19 protein-coding genes are annotated in these 17,146 nt (G+C 69.9%); 17 read left to right on the top strand and 2 right to left on the bottom strand.

Features of this window, described 5'->3' with window-relative positions:
- Positions 1 to 23: 23 nt before the first annotated feature.
- Entirely contained in the window at positions 24 to 704 is a 681-nt protein-coding gene (gene lexA, locus EER34_RS00185) for a transcriptional repressor LexA (RefSeq protein WP_127472583.1), read from the bottom strand.
- Positions 705 to 974: 270 nt separating this feature from the next.
- On the opposite strand from lexA, the gene EER34_RS00180 reads away from it, so the two are divergent.
- From EER34_RS00180 to EER34_RS00150, 7 genes are all read left to right on the top strand, one after another.
- Positions 975 to 1,364, top strand: coding sequence for a LysM peptidoglycan-binding domain-containing protein (locus tag EER34_RS00180; protein WP_164743407.1), 390 nt, complete (start codon positions 975 to 977; stop codon positions 1,362 to 1,364).
- 57 nt (positions 1,365 to 1,421) lie between these two features.
- Positions 1,422 to 2,516: a histidinol-phosphate transaminase gene (locus tag EER34_RS00175; RefSeq protein ID WP_127472582.1), complete on the top strand. Its 1,095-nt coding sequence runs from the start codon at positions 1,422 to 1,424 to the stop codon at positions 2,514 to 2,516.
- Positions 2,513 to 3,121 (top strand): imidazoleglycerol-phosphate dehydratase HisB, encoded by a 609-nt coding sequence (gene hisB, locus EER34_RS00170; RefSeq protein WP_127472581.1) that lies wholly within the window; start codon positions 2,513 to 2,515, stop codon positions 3,119 to 3,121. Before EER34_RS00175 ends, hisB begins: the two co-directional genes overlap by 4 nt.
- The gene (gene hisH / locus EER34_RS00165) at positions 3,118 to 3,768 is read left to right on the top strand and encodes an imidazole glycerol phosphate synthase subunit HisH (RefSeq protein ID WP_127472580.1); all 651 of its coding nucleotides are present in this window, start codon (positions 3,118 to 3,120) and stop codon (positions 3,766 to 3,768) included. Before hisB ends, hisH begins: the two co-directional genes overlap by 4 nt.
- A 55-nt stretch (positions 3,769 to 3,823) precedes the next feature.
- On the top strand, positions 3,824 to 4,570 hold the full coding sequence (gene priA / locus EER34_RS00160) for a bifunctional 1-(5-phosphoribosyl)-5-((5-phosphoribosylamino)methylideneamino)imidazole-4-carboxamide isomerase/phosphoribosylanthranilate isomerase PriA (RefSeq protein WP_127472579.1): 747 nt from the start codon (positions 3,824 to 3,826) through the stop codon (positions 4,568 to 4,570).
- Positions 4,554 to 5,339, top strand: a complete 786-nt coding sequence (locus EER34_RS00155) for an SseB family protein (protein ID WP_127472578.1) — start codon at positions 4,554 to 4,556, stop codon at positions 5,337 to 5,339. Before priA ends, EER34_RS00155 begins: the two co-directional genes overlap by 17 nt.
- A 131-nt stretch (positions 5,340 to 5,470) precedes the next feature.
- The gene (locus EER34_RS00150) at positions 5,471 to 6,871 is read left to right on the top strand and encodes a pyridoxal phosphate-dependent decarboxylase family protein (RefSeq protein ID WP_127472577.1); all 1,401 of its coding nucleotides are present in this window, start codon (positions 5,471 to 5,473) and stop codon (positions 6,869 to 6,871) included.
- Here the strand turns inward: EER34_RS00150 and EER34_RS00145 are convergent.
- On the bottom strand, positions 6,864 to 7,250 hold the full coding sequence (locus EER34_RS00145) for a DUF1844 domain-containing protein (RefSeq protein ID WP_127472576.1): 387 nt from the start codon (positions 7,248 to 7,250) through the stop codon (positions 6,864 to 6,866). The genes EER34_RS00150 and EER34_RS00145 overlap by 8 nt on opposite strands.
- Positions 7,251 to 7,514: 264 nt before the next feature.
- Here EER34_RS00145 and infC point away from each other — a divergent pair, with 264 nt between their 5' ends.
- From infC to pheT, 10 genes are all read left to right on the top strand, one after another.
- The gene (gene infC / locus EER34_RS00140; RefSeq protein ID WP_127474208.1) at positions 7,515 to 8,165 is read left to right on the top strand and encodes a translation initiation factor IF-3; all 651 of its coding nucleotides are present in this window, start codon (positions 7,515 to 7,517) and stop codon (positions 8,163 to 8,165) included.
- A gap of 71 nt (positions 8,166 to 8,236) precedes the next feature.
- A complete protein-coding gene (gene rpmI / locus EER34_RS00135; protein ID WP_127472575.1) occupies positions 8,237 to 8,431 on the top strand; it encodes a 50S ribosomal protein L35 in 195 nt (64 codons plus the stop codon).
- 29 nt (positions 8,432 to 8,460) lie between these two features.
- Positions 8,461 to 8,844 carry a 50S ribosomal protein L20 gene (gene rplT / locus EER34_RS00130; RefSeq protein WP_127472574.1) on the top strand — a complete coding sequence of 128 codons (384 nt, stop codon included), beginning with the start codon at positions 8,461 to 8,463 and terminating at the stop codon, positions 8,842 to 8,844.
- Between the two features lie 105 nt (positions 8,845 to 8,949).
- Positions 8,950 to 9,750, top strand: a complete 801-nt coding sequence (locus tag EER34_RS00125; protein ID WP_127472573.1) for a TrmH family RNA methyltransferase — start codon at positions 8,950 to 8,952, stop codon at positions 9,748 to 9,750.
- An 87-nt stretch (positions 9,751 to 9,837) separates the two neighbouring features.
- Complete coding sequence (locus EER34_RS00120) at positions 9,838 to 10,629, top strand: amino acid ABC transporter ATP-binding protein (protein ID WP_127472572.1); 792 nt, start codon at positions 9,838 to 9,840, stop codon at positions 10,627 to 10,629.
- A gap of 119 nt (positions 10,630 to 10,748) precedes the next feature.
- Entirely contained in the window at positions 10,749 to 11,660 is a 912-nt protein-coding gene (locus EER34_RS00115; RefSeq protein WP_127472571.1) for a glutamate ABC transporter substrate-binding protein, read from the top strand.
- A gap of 71 nt (positions 11,661 to 11,731) precedes the next feature.
- The gene (locus tag EER34_RS00110; protein WP_127474207.1) at positions 11,732 to 12,388 is read left to right on the top strand and encodes an amino acid ABC transporter permease; all 657 of its coding nucleotides are present in this window, start codon (positions 11,732 to 11,734) and stop codon (positions 12,386 to 12,388) included.
- Positions 12,385 to 13,287 carry an amino acid ABC transporter permease gene (locus tag EER34_RS00105; RefSeq protein WP_127472570.1) on the top strand — a complete coding sequence of 301 codons (903 nt, stop codon included), beginning with the start codon at positions 12,385 to 12,387 and terminating at the stop codon, positions 13,285 to 13,287. Before EER34_RS00110 ends, EER34_RS00105 begins: the two co-directional genes overlap by 4 nt.
- 81 nt (positions 13,288 to 13,368) lie before the next feature.
- Positions 13,369 to 14,409, top strand: a complete 1,041-nt coding sequence (gene pheS, locus EER34_RS00100) for a phenylalanine--tRNA ligase subunit alpha (protein ID WP_127472569.1) — start codon at positions 13,369 to 13,371, stop codon at positions 14,407 to 14,409.
- On the top strand, positions 14,409 to 16,940 hold the full coding sequence (pheT, locus tag EER34_RS00095; protein ID WP_127472568.1) for a phenylalanine--tRNA ligase subunit beta: 2,532 nt from the start codon (positions 14,409 to 14,411) through the stop codon (positions 16,938 to 16,940). Before pheS ends, pheT begins: the two co-directional genes overlap by 1 nt.
- The last annotated feature ends 206 nt before the right edge of the window (positions 16,941 to 17,146 follow it).

Genomic DNA, 17,146 nt, shown 5'->3' with positions numbered 1-17,146 from the left:
GAAGTTTCACCCGCGAGGGGTGATCAGACGGCGCGGAGGACGGCGACGACCTTGCCGAGCACGACGGCCTCGTCGCCGAGGATCGGCTCGAACGCGGAGTTGCGGGGGAGGAGCCAGGTGTGGCCGTCGCGCTGGCGGAATGTCTTCACCGTCGCCTCGCCGTCCAGCATCGCGGCCACGATCTCGCCGTTGTCGGCGGTCGCCTGCGAGCGGACGACGACCCAGTCGCCGTCGCAGATCGCGGCGTCGATCATGGACTCGCCCGACACCTTCAGCATGAACAGGTCGCCCTTGCCGACGAGCTGACGGGGGAGCGGGAAGATCTCTTCGACCTGCTGCTCGGCGGTGATCGGAACGCCGGCGGCGATGCGCCCGACGAGTGGGACCAGAGCCGCGTCGCCGACGGAGGGCGCCGTGTCGGCGGGGTTCTCGGTCGCGGTGCCCGGCAGGTCGATGAGGACCTCCATCGCGCGGGTCTTGCCGGCGTCACGCCGGAGGTAGCCGCTCAGCTCCAGCTGGTTGAGCTGGTGCGTCACGCTCGACAGGGACTTGAGCCCGACGGCGTCGCCGATCTCACGCATGCTCGGCGGATAGCCATGGCGGGCGATCGACCGCTGGATGACCTCGAGGATCGCCAGCTGCTTGTCGCTCAGGCTCTTGCGCCGCCGCGTCTGCGGCCTGTCGCGCCCGGTGGCGTCGCTCATGTCCGGCTCCTGTCTCGCTGCGCTCGGGCTCTCGAGAGTGCAGCGGTCTTCGAATGTCGGAGGCCCGTGGTGGGGTTCTCGTATCGAAACCGTATCCGGATTCGGTGCTCTCGGGGAACACCGCGACCGCGTGTCGCGTTCGAGAGATCGTCTCCCGAAACGTCCCTTGACATCGCCATAGTTCGAAGATAACTTCGGTACAGAGATTCGCATCCCCCACTCCCGGCCGAGCGGCGGGTGCGAATCTCTCCCCAGCAGGAGGAGCAGATCATGACCGCGATCGGCATCACGACACCCGCACTGACGGGCGCATCCTTCCGGAGCGCCGCGCGTCCGGCGACGCGACTGCGGCTGACGGTGCGCGGTCGCCGCGTGCTGGCGGTCCTCGCCGCGCTGCCCGCCGCGCTGGCCGTCTGCTTCGCGATGATCTCGGGCGGCTCCGCACTCGCGTCGCGCGACGCCGGAGCCCCGATCGAGTCCTTCACGACGATCACGGTCTCGTCGGGCGACACGCTGTGGTCGATCGCGGAGGCGGTCGCGCCCGCAGCCGATCCCCGCGACGTGGTCGATGCGCTCGTGCGTCTCAACGCACTCGACAGCGTCTCCCTGCAGGCCGGACAGAGCCTGGCGATCCCGGCGGAGTACCACACCGCTCCCTGAGTCGGCCTCGCGCCGCGCGTCGACACACCGCCGATCCGCCCGTGCTGCGCCTCTACCATGGGAGAGGTGAGTCCACGCCTCGAAGACCTCCCCCTGCGCGACGACCTCCGCGGAATGACGCCGTACGGCGCTCCGCAGGCTCCGCTCCCCGTCGCGCTCAACGTCAACGAGAACACGCATCCGGTGCCGCAAGTCGTCGCCGACGACATCATGGACTCGATCGCGCTCGCGCTCCGCGACGTCAACCGGTATCCCGACCGCGAGTTCACGGCCCTTCGCGAGGGCTTCGCCGAGTACCTCGGTCACGGGCTGACGCGCGACCAGATCTGGGCCGCGAACGGCTCGAACGAAGTGCTCCAGCACGTCCTGCAGGCGTTCGCCGGGCCGGGGCGCACCGCGTTCGGCTTCGGGCCGACCTATTCGATGTACCCGCTGCTCACCCGGGCGACCGGGGCCGGGTGGGTGGCCGGCTCGCGCGCGGCCGACTACACCGTCGATGCGGCGGACGCGGCATCCCAGATCGCGGATGCCTCACCCGACGTCGTCTTCCTGTGCGCGCCCAACAACCCGACGGGCACGCCGCTCGGCCTCGACGTGATCGAGGCCGCCTATGACGCGACCGACGGGATCGTCGTCGTCGACGAGGCGTACTTCGAGTTCGCTCCGCGCGACGAGCGCTCCGCCCTCACGCTGCTCCCCGGGCGCGAGCGCCTCGTGGTGTCGCGGACGATGAGCAAGGCGTTCGCGTTCGCGGGCGCGCGCGTCGGCTATCTCGCGGCCGACCCCGCCCTCGTCGACGCCCTCCGGCTGGTACGACTGCCGTACCACCTGAGTGCCCTGACGCAGGCCGCGGCATCCGCTGCCCTTCGTCACGCTCCGACGATGCTGCGCATGGTCGACGAGATCGTCGCGCAGCGCGACCGCATCTCGGCGACGGTCGAGGCGCTCGGCTTCACGCCCCACGAGTCGTGGACCAACTTCGTGCTCTTCGGCGGCGTCGACGATCCGGCGGCCACCTGGCGCGGGCTCTACGACCGCGGTGTGCTGATCCGCGATGTCGGGATCCCGCATCACCTCCGCGTGACCGCGGGCACCGAGGAGGAGACCACCGCGTTCCTCGACGCCCTCGCGTCGATAGAATCGGCCTCATGAGCGCCGCATCGCGTACCGCCTCCCTCCGACGCTCCACGAGCGAGTCCACCGTCGAGCTCGAGCTCGACCTCGACGGCACCGGACGCAGCCGCATCGACACGACGGTCCCCTTCTTCGACCACATGCTCACGGCCTTCGCGAAGCACTCGCTGACCGATCTCACCGTGCGCGCGTCGGGCGACACCGACATCGACGCGCACCACACGGTCGAAGACATCTCCATCGTGCTGGGGCAGGCGATCCGCGAGGCGCTGGGAGACAAGTCGGGCATCTCGCGGTACGGCGACGCGCTGGTGCCCCTCGACGAGGCTCTCGCGCAGGCCGTGGTCGACATCAGCGGCCGGCCCTACCTCGTGCACGAGGGCGAGCCTGCCGGCTTCGAGCACCACCTCATCGGCGGGCACTTCACGGGGTCGCTCGTGCGGCACACGTTCGAGGCGATCTCCTTCAACGCCGCACTCACCGTCCACGTGCGCGTGATCTCGGGCCGCGACCCTCACCACATCGCCGAGGCGGAGTACAAGGCGTTCGCCCGTGCGTTCCGCCAGGCGAAGTCACTCGACCCCCTGGTCGAAGGCATCCCCAGCACGAAGGGCGCTCTGTGAGCTCCAGACCCGTCGTCGCGGTCCTGGACTACGGATCGGGCAACGTCCACTCGGCGGTGAAGGCGCTCGACGCCGCGGGGGCGGACGCCCGCCTGACGTCCGACCGGGCGCTCGTTCTCGAAGCCGACGGGCTCGTGGTCCCCGGTGTCGGCGCGTTCCGCGCGGTGATGGAGGCGCTCCGGGCGAGCCGCGGCGACGAGCTCATCGGCCGTCGCCTCGCGGGCGGACGACCGGTGCTGGGCATCTGCGTCGGTATGCAGGTGCTCTTCGAACGCGGCGTGGAGCGCGGCGTCGACACCGAAGGCATGGGCGAGTGGCCCGGCGTGGTCACCGAGCTCGATGCGCCTGTGCTGCCCCACATGGGCTGGAACACGGTCGAGCCCGGCGAGGGGTCGAAGCTGTTCGCGGGCATCGAGGACGAGCGGTTCTACTTCGTCCACTCCTTCGGGGCGCAGAAGTGGCTCCTCGACGTGCAGCCGCCCTTCCCCGAGCCGACGCTCACGTGGTGCGACTACGGGCAGCCCTTCCTCGCGGCGGTCGAGAACGGCCCCCTGTCGGCGACCCAGTTCCACCCCGAGAAGTCGGGCGACGCCGGCATCCGGCTTCTCACGAATTGGATCGACGGCCTCGGCGGGGCTACCCTCTGAATTCGTGCCGTCTGCGGGAGCGCATCCCTCCCGAGACCTTCCCGCACGAGGAGCCATGAACGATTTCGCCTCAATGCCCGAACTGATCCTGCTGCCCGCCGTCGACGTCGCCGACGGCAAGGCCGTGCGCCTCACCCAGGGCGAGGCCGGCACCGAGACCAGCTACGGCGACCCCGTCGACGCGGCCCTGGACTTCGCTCGTCAGGGCGCGCAGTGGATCCACCTGGTCGACCTCGACGCGGCCTTCGGCCGGGGCAGCAACGCGGGCATCCTGCGCAAGGTGATCAAGCAGGTCAAGGGCGTGCAGGTCGAGCTGTCGGGCGGAATCCGCGACGACCGCACGCTCGAGGCCGCTCTCGACAGCGGCGCGGCGCGCATCAACCTCGGCACCGCGGCGCTCGAGAACCCCGAATGGGCCGCAGACGTGATCGGCCGCTACGGCGACGTCATCGCGGTCGGCCTCGACGTGCGGGGCACGACCCTCGCCGCACGCGGATGGACCCGCGAGGGCGGCGATCTGTGGACCGTCCTCGATCGTCTCGAGTCGGCCGGCTGCAGCCGGTACGTCGTCACCGACGTCACCAAGGACGGCACCCTCCAGGGCCCCAACGTCGAACTGCTGCGCGAGATGACGTCGCGCACCCCCAAGCCGATCGTCGCCTCGGGCGGAGTCTCGAGCCTCGACGACATCGCCGCGCTGCGCGACCTCGTTCCACTCGGCGTCGAAGGCGCGATCGTCGGCAAGGCGCTGTACGCGGGCGCCTTCACGCTCGCCGAGGCGCTGGATGTCGCCGGACACTGACCCGCACGACCACGGCGGTCATCAGGCCGACTCGGCGGGGGTGCCGTGGGAGGGCCGCAGCTTCCACGCGAACCCCCACTCGGCGGACGACGGCTCCGCCGATCCGGCGCTCCTCGCCGCGCTCCTCTCATTCCGCGACGGCAGCGGCGGTCAGACGGCGGTCGTCGACGCGTACCGGTCCGCGCGCCTGCTGATCCCGCTCGTCGCCGAGAAGGGCGACGAGGGGATCGGCGCCCACGGTCTCGCAGTCGACAAGACTCAGGAGCTCTCCATCGTCACGGTGGCCGCGCCCGACGGCCGGCGCGTGCTCCCGGTGTTCACCTCCGTGGAGACGATGGGGCGATGGGATGCCTCGGCCCGTCCGGTGCCGGCCGACGGCGTGCGCACGGCGGTCGCGGCGTCCGCCGACGACACCGACCTCATCGTGATCGACCCCGGATCGCCGACCGAGTTCGTGATCCGGCGGCCCGCGGTGTGGGCGATCGCGCAGGGCCACCCGTGGGAGCCGAGCTTCACGTCGCCCGAGGTGTTCGCCGGGCTTCAGCAGAGCATAGGCGGCGAGCTCGCCGTCATCGACCTCGCAGCCCTGCCGGGCGATCCCGATGCGCGGCTGCGCGGGCCCGAACTGGTCGTCCGGCTCGAGCTCATCCACGGTCTCGAGCAGGGCGAGCTCGACGCGGTGCTCTCACGGCTCGCATCGCGGTGGGCGGCCGATCATCGCATCGCCGTCCTGGTCGACTCGCTGACGGTGAAGCTCGTCCGCGCCTGACCTCGCGCGTATCGGCCGCGGGATGCGCGCCTCTTGGGTGGCAAGACCACGCCGCCGCCGTCGGCCGCCCGGAAGGGGCCTTGCGACCGACGTCCCGGCGGCGGATGATCGGCTCCGCGGAGGTGGCCACCATGGACGACGGCATGAGGCAGTACCGGCAGGCGCTCGACGCGGCACATCGCCATGCGCTGGAGTGGCTCGAGTCCGTGGCTGAGCGACCGATCCGGCCCGAGCTCGACGTGGACGGGATCCTGGCGAGGCTCGAGCGCACGCTGCCCGAGGACGGCGCCGACGCGGCGGCCGTCGTGGAGGAGCTGGCGGAGGCATCCGCACCGGGACTGATGGCGATGGGATCTCCGCGCTTCTACGGCTTCGTCATCGGCGGCACGTACCCGGCCGCTCTCGCGGCGGACTGGCTCGTCTCCGCGTGGGACCAGAACACCGGGTCCCGCCAGCCCACGCCCGCCACCGCGGCGGTGGAGGAGGTCGCGGCTGCCTGGCTCGTCGAACTCCTCGGACTGCCGCCCCGCAGCGGCGTCGGGTTCGCGACGGGCGCCACGAGCGCGAACCTGTCGTGCCTCGTCGTCGGGCGCGATGCCGCGCTGCGGGCCCGCGGGTTCGACCCGGTCGCCGACGTCGCGCAGGCCCCGCGCGTCCGGTTCCTCGCGGGCGGTGCCGTGCACACGTCGGTGGTGCTGGCCGGCCGCATTGCGGGGCTCGGGGCTCCGACGGCCGTCGGCGCCGACGCGGAGGGCCGCATCGACGTCGCCGGACTCGAACGCGCGCTGGGCGCCTCGGACGCGCCCACGGTGGTGGCGCTGCAGGCCGGCGACGTCCATTCGGGCGCCTTCGACGACTTCACGTCGGCGATCGCGGTGGCCCGCGCCGCCGGTGCGTGGATCCACGTGGACGGCGCCTTCGGGCTGTGGGCGGCCGCCAGTCCACGCCTGGACCATCTCACGGCGGGGCTCGCCGACGCCGACTCGTGGGCGACCGATGCGCACAAGACGCTCAACGTGCCCTACGACTGCGGGGTCGCCATCGTGCGCGACGAAGCGGCGATGACGGCGTCCCTCGGCGCCCACGCGGCGTACCTGCCCGCCGTCGCGAGCGTCTCCGATCCCTACGACCGCGTGGCCGAGCTGTCCCGGCGTGCGCGCGGGGTGCCGGTGTGGGCTGCCCTGCGGTCGCTCGGACGCCGCGGCGTCGTCGATCTGGTCGACGGGCTGGTGGATGCCGCGACCGCCCTCGCCGCGGGATTCCGGACTGTTCCCGGCCTGGAGGTGCTGAACGAGGTCGTTTTCACCCAGGTCTGCCTCGCCGCCGAGGAGGACGCCGACACGGCCGCGCTGGGGGAGTGGCTGCGCAGCGAGGGCACGGTATGGGCGTCGTCGTCATCCTGGCGCGGCCGCACCGTGGTGCGGTTCGCCGTGAGCAATCACGCGACCGATGCCGAGGCGGTCCGCCGCACGGTCGACGCGGTCGCCCGCGGCGCGGCCGCGATCGGCATCGGGGGTCGACCGGTCAGTTGACCGGACCGGTCCACTTCTCGCCCGGGCCCTTGCCGATCGGATCGGGGATCACCGACGCCTCGCGGAACGCGAGCTGAAGCGACCGGAGGCCGTCGCGCAGCGAGCGCGCGTGCATGTCGCTGATCTCCGGCGCACCCGCCGTGATGAGACCGGCGAGGGCGTTGATGAGCTTGCGCGCCTCGTCGAGGTCGGTCTGGGCCGCAGGGTCGTCGGCGAGGCCCACCTTGACGGCCGCGGCGCTCATGAGGTGCACCGCTGCGGTGGTGATCACTTCGACGGCGGGAACATCGGCGATGTCGCGGGTCGCGGCCGAGGCGGCGCGCTCCTGCTCCTCCCAGCGTGCGTGGCGGTCGTCGTCGGAGGCCGGAATCGTGGTCACGCGCTTCTCTCTGCTAGACTTGTGCGGGCTTCGGTGCGTTCTGCACCGGACCGAAAGAGGATCACATCCCACCCGCGCTTGCCGTTCCAGGCTACCGGGTCACGCACTCCGCCCCGACCGCACTGCGATCGGGGTAGGCGATCGCGAGCGGGGAACCGCGAACGACGACAGGGTGCAGAAGCCGGCGCTCGAGCGCCGAGCGGGTGGAATGACTCCTCTTTCAGCCCGCGTCACGCCCCATGTGTCGCGGTGGCCGACATCCGCATGAAAGAGGAGTTCCGCATCAGCGATCCCCGCACCAACGACCGCATCCGCGTCCCCGAGGTCCGCCTCGTCGGACCCGCGGGTGAGCAGGTCGGCGTCGTCCGCATCGAGGTGGCGCTGCGCCTGGCCCAGGAGGCCGACCTCGATCTCGTCGAGGTGGCCCCCAACTCGAAGCCGCCAGTGGTCAAGATCATGGACTACGGCAAGTTCAAGTACGAGGCTGCGCAGAAGGCCAAGGAAGCGCGTCGCAATCAGGCGAACACCGTCCTCAAGGAGGTCCGGTTCCGTCTGAAGATCGAGGCCCACGACTACATAACCAAACTCAAGCGCGCCGAGGGCTTCCTCCAGTCGGGCGACAAGGTCAAGGCCATGATCCTGTTCCGAGGCCGCGAGCAGTCGCGTCCCGAGCAGGGTGTGCGTCTTCTCCGCAAGTTCGCGGAGGACGTGGCCGAGTTCGGCACCGTCGAGTCGAATCCGACGATCGACGGCCGCAACATGGTGATGGTCGTGGCTCCCCACAAGAACAAGTCCGAGGTGAAGACCGAGCAGAACGCTCAGCGCGCCGCGAACAAGGAAGCCGCCCGGTCCGCCCGCGGCGGCACGGCTCCGGCCGACACCGACACCGAGTCCGAGCCGGCAGCCGCCGAGTAGGACCCCACAGACTCCCGCTCCGCGGGACACCGACTCCCGCCTGGGCGGGAAGTGAAACGAAGGAAGAAGAGATGCCGAAGCAGAAGACCCACTCGGGTGCCAAGAAGCGCTTCAAGCTCACCGGTAGCGGAAAGCTGATGAAGCAGCAGGCCAACATGCGCCACAACCTCGAGGGCAAGTCGTCGCGCCGCACGCGCCGCCTCAACCAGGAGCAGGTCCTGGCCCCGGGTGACGCCAAGGTCGCCAAGAAGCTCCTCGGCCTCTGAGCGCCGACGCACGATAGGAAACAGAAGAAATGGCTAGAGTCAAGCGGGCAGTCAACGCCCACAAGAAGCGTCGCGTCATCCTCGAGCGCGCGTCCGGTTACCGCGGACAGCGTTCGCGCCTCTACCGCAAGGCGAAGGAGCAGGTCACCCACTCGCTCGTCTACGCGTACCGCGACCGTCGCAAGCGCAAGGGCGACTTCCGTCGTCTGTGGATCCAGCGCATCAACGCCGCGAGCCGCCAGAACGGCATCACGTACAACCGCTTCATCCAGGGCCTCGGCCTCGCGGGTGTGCAGGTCGACCGCCGCATGCTCGCCGAGCTCGCGGTGAACGAGCCCGCCACGTTCGCCTCGCTCGTCGAGACGGCCAAGAAGGCGCTGCCCGAGAACGTCAACGCCCCCAAGAGCGTCTGACGCCGGCATCCGGTTCTCGAAAGGGACGCCCTCCTCACGGAGGGCGTCCCTTTTCCCATTCCTGCGCGTCGCATGAAGGAGCGGCCCCGACCCTAGACTGATGGTGTGCTCGAGAACCCTCGCTCTCCGCGCGTTCGCGCCGTGGCGAAACTGACGAAGCGGAGCGCTCGTCAGGAGACCGGACTGTTCCTCCTCGAAGGCCCTCAGGCGGCCCGCGAGGCACTCGCGTACCGCCCCGACACCCTGGTCGAGGTGTACGCGACGCCGACCGCCATGGAGCGGCACACGGACGTGCGCGATGCAGCTCGGGATGCCGGCCTCGAGGTCGTCTTCACGACCGAGGCCGTGCTCGACGCCATGGCCGACACCGTGACGCCGCAGGGCATCGTGGCTGTCGCGCGACAGTCGCCGACCTCGCTGCGCGACGTGTTCGCGTCGTCGCCGCGTCTCGTCGCGATCTGCGAGGAGGTGCGCGACCCCGGCAACCTCGGCACGATCATCCGGGCAGCGGATGCCGCGGGCGCCGACGCCGTCATCCTCACCGGCCGAACGGTCGATCCGTACAACCCGAAGGTCGTACGCGCCACGACGGGTTCGCTGTTCCACCTGCCTGTCGCGGTGGGGGTCGACCTCGCGACGGCGGTGGAGCGGGCACATGCCGCCGGGGTGCGCGTGATCGCCGCCGACGTCGGCGGCGGCGACTTCCTCGCGGCGCGCGGACTCCTCGCCGAGCCGACCGCGTGGCTGTTCGGGAACGAGGCGCGCGGGCTCGACGACGACGCGCTCGCCCTCGCCGACCTGTCCCTGCGCCTGCCGATCTACGGTGCCGCCGAGTCGCTCAACCTCGCCACCGCGGCGAGCGTGTGCCTGTACGAGACGGCGTTCGCGCAGCGCGCGGCGGGCTGAACACAGCGCATTCCGGGGCTGTTACAACACGGTAAAGACGCGGCGTTGCAGTGGCAGAGGGGTCTGCCGCCGCCATAGGGTGGCGCTATGACGACCGCCGATGACAGCGCTCCGAAGACGTCGAACATCAACGTCCGCCGCGGCGACCCCCTGGTCGAGATCACCGATGTCCAGAAGCACTATGGCGAGTTCCAGGCGCTGAAGGACATCGATCTGACCGTGAACCGCGGCGAGGTGGTCGTGGTGATCGGTCCATCCGGCTCCGGAAAGTCGACCCTGTGCCGCACGATCAATCGGCTCGAGACGATCACGAGCGGCACCATCTCGATCGACGGCAAGGAGCTCCCCAAGGAGGGGAAGGACCTGGCCGCGCTGCGCGCAGACGTCGGCATGGTCTTCCAGTCGTTCAACCTCTTCTCGCACCTCACGATCCTCGACAACGTGACGCTCGGGCCGATCAAGGTCAAAGGCATGAAGAAGGCGGAGGCCGAGAAGCTCGGCACGCAGCTTCTCGAACGCGTCGGCGTCGGCCACCAGGCCGCGAAACTGCCCGCCCAGCTGTCGGGCGGCCAGCAGCAGCGCGTCGCGATCGCCCGCGCGCTCGCCATGCAGCCCAAGGTCATGCTCTTCGATGAGCCGACGAGCGCGCTCGACCCCGAGATGATCAACGAGGTGCTCGACGTCATGGTCGGCCTCGCGCAGGACGGCATGACGATGATCGTCGTGACCCACGAGATGGGGTTCGCCCGCAAGGCGGCCGACCGCGTGGTGTTCATGGCCGACGGGCAGATCGTGGAGGAGGCGACTCCCGAGGAGTTCTTCACGAACCCGCAGAGCGATCGCGCGAAGGACTTCCTCTCGAAGCTCCTCACCCACTGACCCTGACCGACCCTCGCACCCCCGGGAGGGAAACGAGCACCACCACCGCACGACTACTCCGCACGACCCGAACGTCGGACATACGGAACCAGCACACACACAGCAACCAGGAGGAAACCATGCGAAAGTCACGGATCATTACGGGGATCGGCATCTCCGCCATCGCCCTGCTCGCGCTCACCGCGTGCAACAGCGGCACGCCCGGCGCCGACCCGAGCGAAGGCGGAGACGGCGGCGAAGAGACCACCGCGCTTTGGGAGGTCGCGAGCGACGTCTCGCTCGAGGGCAGCCCCACGTTCGAAGCGATGACCGCGCGCGACGGCGTCGTCGTCGGCGTCAAGAACGATCAGCCCGGCCTCGGTTACGAGGACGCCGCGACCGGTGAGCGGACCGGGTTCGATGTCGACATCGCCCGCTGGATCGCCGCTTCGCTCGGCTACGACGAAGACCAGATCGAGTACGTCACCATTCCGTCGGCCAACCGTGAGCAGGCTCTCGTGAACGGCGACATCGACTACTACGTCGGCACGTACTCGATCACCGACACCCGCAAGGAGCTGATCGACTTCGCCGGTCCGTACTTCCTCACGGGTCAGGGCCTGATGGTCGCCGCCGACAACACAGACATCAATGGTCCGGACGATCTTGAGGGCAAGATCGTGTGCTCCGTGACGGGTTCGACGCCGCTGCAGCGCATCCGCGACGAGTACAACCCGGGTGACACCGTCGAGTACGACACCTACTCGCAGTGCGTGGAGCAGCTCAAGGCCGGTTCGGTCGACGCGATCACCACGGACGAGGCGATCCTGGCCGGCTACGTCGCGCAGGAGCCCGACGCTCTCAAGATCGCGGGCGAGCCGTTCAGCGAGGAGCGCTACGGCGTGGGCGTCGCCAAGGGCGACACCGTCATGGTTGAGCACATCAACACGCTGTTCACCGATGGCGGCGACGTCTGGACCGCGCTCTTCGACGAGCACCTCGCGCCGGCGGGCATCACGGGCACGCAGCCCGAGGTCGACCCGGTCATGTGACCTGTGGCGGTGGTGGGCGCCGAGCGGCCCCACCACCGCTGCCGCTCACCGCAGCACGAAGGAGGAGACCGCTGAACGTCATCACCGACAACTGGGATGTCTGGGCCGAGGGGCTGATCGGAACGCTGATCCTGTTCTTCGGGGGCGGACTGCTGGCGCTCATCCTCGGCATCATCGTGGGCGCGATGCGCGTCTCGCCGATCCCCGTCGCGAGAACGATGGGGACGCTGTACGTGAACACGATCCGCAACACCCCGCTCACACTGGTGTTCTTCGCGTTCGCGTTCGCACTTCCGCCGCTGCTCGGGCTCCGGCTCACCGCCGACGTGTCCCTCACGCTGGCGGTGTGCGCGCTCGGCATCTACACGGCGACGTATGTCGCCGAGACGATCCGCTCTGGCATAAACACCGTCCCCGTCGGTCAAGCCGAGGCGGCACGGGCGGTCGGGCTCACCTTCGGGCAGGTGATGACCCTGGTCGTCATGCCGCAGGCCTTCCGATCGGTCATCCCGCCGATGATGAGCGTCTTCATAGCCCTTCTGAAGAACACCACCGTGGCGGCAGGCTTCGGTGTGGTGAACCTCGGTGCCGCGCGCAACTACCTGAGTGAGCGCGGCGCGAACCAGATGCTCGTGATCATCTGGGTCATGATCATCTTCGTCGCGCTCGTCCTGCTGCTCTCTTGGGCCCAGCGCGCGCTCGAGAACAAGTGGAGGGTCGCCCGATGACTTCCGTCCTGTACGACGTCCCCGGGCCCCGCGCGATCGTCCGCAACCGCATTCTCGGCGTCCTCACGGTCGTCGTGGTCGCCGCGATCCTGGGCTTCTTCCTCTGGCGGCTGATCGACACCGGCCAGTTCACGGCTGAGAAGTGGCAGGCCTTCACCTATACGAACGTGTGGGTGCAGATCGGCCTGGCCACGCTCCGCACGCTCGCCGCGTTCGCCGTCGCCGCGATCGGTGCACTCATCCTGGGCTTCGCGCTCGCGATCGGCCGGATGTCCGATCACTCGTGGATCCGCGTGCCCGTCGGCGCGATCGTAGAGTTCCTGCGCGCCGTGCCCGTGCTCGTCTTCATGTTCCTGCTCTACTACGGGCTCCCCGTCATCGGCGTGCGGATGGCGCCGTACTGGGCAGTCGTGATCGCACTCATCGCCTACAACGGCTCGGTGCTCGCCGAAGTCATCCGAGCGGGCGTCGAGTCGCTGCCGCGTGGCCAGCAGGAAGCGGGCTACGCGATAGGGCTCCGCAAGTACGGAGTGATGCAGCTCGTCCTGCTGCCGCAGGCCATCCGGGCGATGATGCCTGTGATCATCGCACAGCTGGTTGTCACACTGAAGGACACCGCGCTCGGCTTCATCATCACGTACCCGGAGCTGCTGTTCTACGCCCGCTACATCGGGTCTCAGTCGGCCCTGGACTCGCCGATCGTGCCCGCCACGATCGTCGTCGGGGCGATCTACATCAGCCTCTGCCTGATCCTGTCGTTCATCGCGAACACCGTCGAGAAGCGGCTGCGACGGTCGTCGAGCGGCGTGCGGATCGCGCAGGCGGAGCAGCCGACCCAGGAGATCACCGACACCGAGCTCATCGTGACGCAGCGCGGAACGGACTCGGCTCGCACGTAGGACCAGGGCGGGAGCGCGTCGGCGGCATCCGGTGACCGCAGCGGCGAGGCGGGGCATCCGCCCTCGGTAGACTCGGGTCTCGTGTCTGACGTTCCTGAAATCACGCCCGAGGCGGTGGATGCCGCGGTCGAGGCCGCGCTCGAAGCCGTCGCCGCGGCCGGCGACACGGCCGCTCTGAAGGCCGCGCGCTCCGCTCACAGCGCCGAGGGCGCGCCCCTCGCGAAGCTGAACGCCCGCCTCCGCGAGGTTGCGCCCGAGCGCAAGGCCGAGTTCGGCAAGCTCGTGGGCCAGGCCCGCGCGCGCGTGAACCAGGCGTTCGCCGCCCGCGAGGCGGAGCTCGCCGAGGCGGAGACCGCCGCGCGGCTCGAGGCCGAACGCGTCGACATCACAGCGCTCGCGCAGCGCGCACGCGTCGGGGCGCGGCATCCGATCTCGCTCCTGCAGGAGCAGGTGGCCGACATCTTCGTCGGCATGGGGTGGGAGATCGCCGAGGGGCCCGAGCTCGAACACGAGTGGTACAACTTCGACGCCCTGAACTTCGACGTCGACCACCCGGCGCGTCAGATGCAGGACACGTTCTTCGTAGACCCGGTCGATCGCCATCTCGTCATGCGCACGCACACGAGCCCCGTGCAGGTGCGGTCGATGCTCGAGCGCGACCTCCCGATCTACGTGCTCTGCCCCGGCCGGGTGTACCGCACCGACGAGTTCGACGCGACGCACCTCCCTGTGTTCACGCAGTTCGAAGGTCTCGTGATCGACAAGGGCATCACGATGGCCCACCTCAAGGGCACGCTGGACCACGCCGCGAAGGTGCTGTTCGGGCCGGAGGCGAAGACGCGCTTCCGCGCCAACTTCTTCCCCTTCACCGAGCCCTCCGCCGAGCTCGACCTGTGGCACCCGACCTTCAAGGGCGGTGCTCGCTGGATCGAGTGGGGCGGCTGCGGCATGGTCAACCCGAACGTGCTGCGCGCGGCCGGGATCGACCCCGAGGAGTACTCGGGCTTCGCCTTCGGCATGGGCATCGAGCGGACGCTCATGTTCCGCAGCGACGTCCAGGACATGCGCGACATGGCAGAGGGCGATGTCCGCTTCAGCGAACAGTTCGGAATGGTGGTCTGATGCGCGTCCCGCTCTCCTGGTTGCGTGAGTTCGTCGATGTCCCGGCGGATGCCTCGCCCGAGGACATCCTCGAGGCGCTCGTGCGCGTCGGGTTCGAAGAGGAGGACGTGCACCGCTTCGAGCTGCAGGGCCCGATCGTCGTCGGCGAGGTGCTCGAGTTCGTCGAGGAGCCGCAGTCCAACGGCAAGACGATCCGGTGGTGCCAGGTACGCGTCGCGCCCGAGGGCGAGGTCGCGGCCGACGGCGGCGACGCCGTCCACGGGGTGGTGTGCGGCGCGCGCAACTTCTTCGTCGGCGACAAGGTCGTCGTGACGCTGCCCGGCGCCGTGCTGCCCGGTCCGTTCCCCATCGCCGCACGCAAGACCTACGGCCACGTGTCGGACGGCATGATCGCCTCGGCGAAGGAACTCGGCCTCGGCGACGAGCACAACGGCATCCTGCGCCTGGTCGAGCTCGGCATCGACGCACCGGTCGGCACCGACGCGATCGCCCTCCTGGGTCTCGACGACGTCGCGATCGACATCAACGTCACCCCTGACCGCGGCTACGCCCTGTCGGTGCGCGGTGTCGCCCGTGAGTACTCGCACGCCACCGGCGCGGCCTTCCGCGATCCCGGCGACCGGGAGTGGGGCGAGCTTCAGCACCCGGCGGCCGGCTTCGCCGTGGCCGTCGAGGACGCCGGCCCCATCCGGGGACGGGTCGGGGCATCCGAGTTCGCCGTCCGCATCGTGCGAGACGTCGACCCGACCAAGCCGACGCCCGCATGGATGGTCGCGCGGCTTGCGCTCGCCGGCATCCGCTCGCTCGGCATTCTGATCGACATCACCAACTACGTGATGGTGGAGCTCGGCCAGCCGATCCACGGCTACGACCTCGACAAGCTGCAGGGCGGCATCACCGTGCGCCGTGCGACGCCGGGGGAGCAGCTGGAGACGCTCGACGGCAAGGTGCGCACCCTCCATCCGGAGGATCTCCTCATCACCGACGAGTCCGGTCCGATCGGCCTCGCCGGCGTCATGGGCGGCGGCACCACGGAGATGTCGGGGAGCACCCGCAACGTGCTCATCGAAGCGGCGATCTTCGACACCGTGACGATCGCGCGCACGGCGCGCCGGCACAAGCTGCCCTCCGAGGCTTCCCGTCGCTTCGAGCGCGGCGTGGACCCGCTGATCCCCTTCGTCGCCGCCCGCCGCGTCGCCGACCTCATGGTCGAGTACGCGGGCGGCACCCTCGACACCGAGGTGGGAGGCGCGCTGTTCGCCACCGTCGAGATCGCCGGGATCGACCTGCCCCGCGGCTTCGTCGAGGGACTCATCGGCGTCGACTACACGACCGGCGAGATCGTCGCCGCACTCGAGATGATCGGGTGCGAGGTCTACGACAGCGGTGATCACTGGTCGGTGCATCCGCCGTCGTGGCGTCCCGATCTGACCGACAAGTGGACGCTCGCCGAGGAGGTCGCCCGCATCGAGGGCTATCACCGCATCCCGTCGATCCTGCCCACGCCGCCGTCGGGTCGCGGCCTGACCGTCGCGCAGCAGGGCAGGCGTCGGGTCTCCAACGCCCTCGCGGCGGCCGGGTACGTCGAGACGCCGTCGTTCGCGTTCACGACCGACGAGCTCAACGACCTCCACGGCTCGCCGTCGGGCGAGCGGCTCCCGAGCATCCGGATCGCGAACCCGCTCGACGGGCAGGCGCCGTTCCTGCGCCGCTCGCTCGTGCCTGGACTGCTCCAGGTCGCGCACCGCAACGTCGCGCGTGGGTTCACCGACCTCGCCCTCTTCGAGACGGGTGTCGTCTTCCTGCCGAAGCCGGGTGTCGCGTATGGCACGTCGCACGTCCCGCCGCTGGCCGTGCGACCGGATGCCGCGACCCTCGCCGAGCTCGACGCATCGATCCCGCCGCAGCACCGTCATGTCGCGGTCCTGCTCTCGGGCAGCGTCGTCGCGAAGCAGCCCGGCGTCCAGCCCGTGCCCGCCGACCTCACCGACGCCCTCGACGCCGTCCGTTCCATCGGTGCCGCCGCCGGTGTCACCATCGAGGTCGCCCAGGCGCAGCGCGCCGCGCTGCACCCCGGACGCACCGGCGTGCTGTGGGTCGGCGACATCGAGGTCGGCTACGTCGGCGAGGTGCTGCCCGCGGTGGCGGAGGCATCCGATCTCCCCGGGCGCGTGATCGTGGCCGAGCTCGATCTCGACCTCGTGCTGTCGCTGGCCGGAGAGAAGGTCGTCGCAGCGTCCCTGTCGGGCTTCCCCGCGGCGACGCAGGACGTGTCGCTGGTCGTCGGCGCGGACGTTCCGGCAGCCGACGTGCGCTCAGCGCTCATCGAGGGTGCGGGTGACCTCCTCGAATCGCTTCGCCTGGTCGACGACTATCGCGGTCCGGGCGTGCCCGAGCGGTCGAAGAGCCTCACATTCGCCCTGCGCTTCCGCGCGCCCGACCGCACGCTGACCGCCGCCGAGGCGACCGACGCCAAGCTCGCCGGGGTCGCGGTGGCCGCGCAGCGGTTCGGCGCGACGCTGCGCGAGTAGCCGCTCGAGAAGCGACCAAGATCGATTCCGCGATTCCGCGTAACGGATCGGTCCGATCGTCCTCTCATCGGTTGAGGGAATCGACTCCCTTCCGTCGCGCCGCTCAGTGCAGCGCGACGGACCGCCGGTCCGGGGGGATTCTGGCGGCCGGCAGCCCCACCCGTAGAGTCCCCAACTCTTTCCCCCGGGCGGGGCTGCCCCTTCCC

Source organism: Microbacterium sulfonylureivorans, assembly GCF_003999995.1.
Taxonomy (GTDB): Bacteria; Actinomycetota; Actinomycetes; order Actinomycetales; family Microbacteriaceae; genus Microbacterium; species Microbacterium sulfonylureivorans.
This window is presented reverse-complemented; position numbering and strand designations above follow the sequence as displayed.

What these genes read in the sequence shown, in the direction of transcription:
- lexA (WP_127472583.1), bottom strand. Translation starts at nt 704, where the DNA reads ATGAGCGACGCCACCGGGCGCGACAGGCCGCAGACGCGGCGGCGCAAG.
- EER34_RS00180 (WP_164743407.1), top strand. Translation starts at nt 975, where the DNA reads ATGACCGCGATCGGCATCACGACACCCGCACTGACGGGCGCATCCTTC.
- EER34_RS00175 (WP_127472582.1), top strand. Translation starts at nt 1,422, where the DNA reads ATGGGAGAGGTGAGTCCACGCCTCGAAGACCTCCCCCTGCGCGACGAC.
- hisB (WP_127472581.1), top strand. Translation starts at nt 2,513, where the DNA reads ATGAGCGCCGCATCGCGTACCGCCTCCCTCCGACGCTCCACGAGCGAG.
- priA (WP_127472579.1), top strand. Translation starts at nt 3,824, where the DNA reads ATGAACGATTTCGCCTCAATGCCCGAACTGATCCTGCTGCCCGCCGTC.
- EER34_RS00155 (WP_127472578.1), top strand. Translation starts at nt 4,554, where the DNA reads ATGTCGCCGGACACTGACCCGCACGACCACGGCGGTCATCAGGCCGAC.
- EER34_RS00150 (WP_127472577.1), top strand. Translation starts at nt 5,471, where the DNA reads ATGGACGACGGCATGAGGCAGTACCGGCAGGCGCTCGACGCGGCACAT.
- infC (WP_127474208.1), top strand. Translation starts at nt 7,515, where the DNA reads ATGAAAGAGGAGTTCCGCATCAGCGATCCCCGCACCAACGACCGCATC.
- rpmI (WP_127472575.1), top strand. Translation starts at nt 8,237, where the DNA reads ATGCCGAAGCAGAAGACCCACTCGGGTGCCAAGAAGCGCTTCAAGCTC.
- rplT (WP_127472574.1), top strand. Translation starts at nt 8,461, where the DNA reads ATGGCTAGAGTCAAGCGGGCAGTCAACGCCCACAAGAAGCGTCGCGTC.
- EER34_RS00120 (WP_127472572.1), top strand. Translation starts at nt 9,838, where the DNA reads ATGACGACCGCCGATGACAGCGCTCCGAAGACGTCGAACATCAACGTC.
- EER34_RS00115 (WP_127472571.1), top strand. Translation starts at nt 10,749, where the DNA reads ATGCGAAAGTCACGGATCATTACGGGGATCGGCATCTCCGCCATCGCC.
- EER34_RS00105 (WP_127472570.1), top strand. Translation starts at nt 12,385, where the DNA reads ATGACTTCCGTCCTGTACGACGTCCCCGGGCCCCGCGCGATCGTCCGC.
- pheT (WP_127472568.1), top strand. Translation starts at nt 14,409, where the DNA reads ATGCGCGTCCCGCTCTCCTGGTTGCGTGAGTTCGTCGATGTCCCGGCG.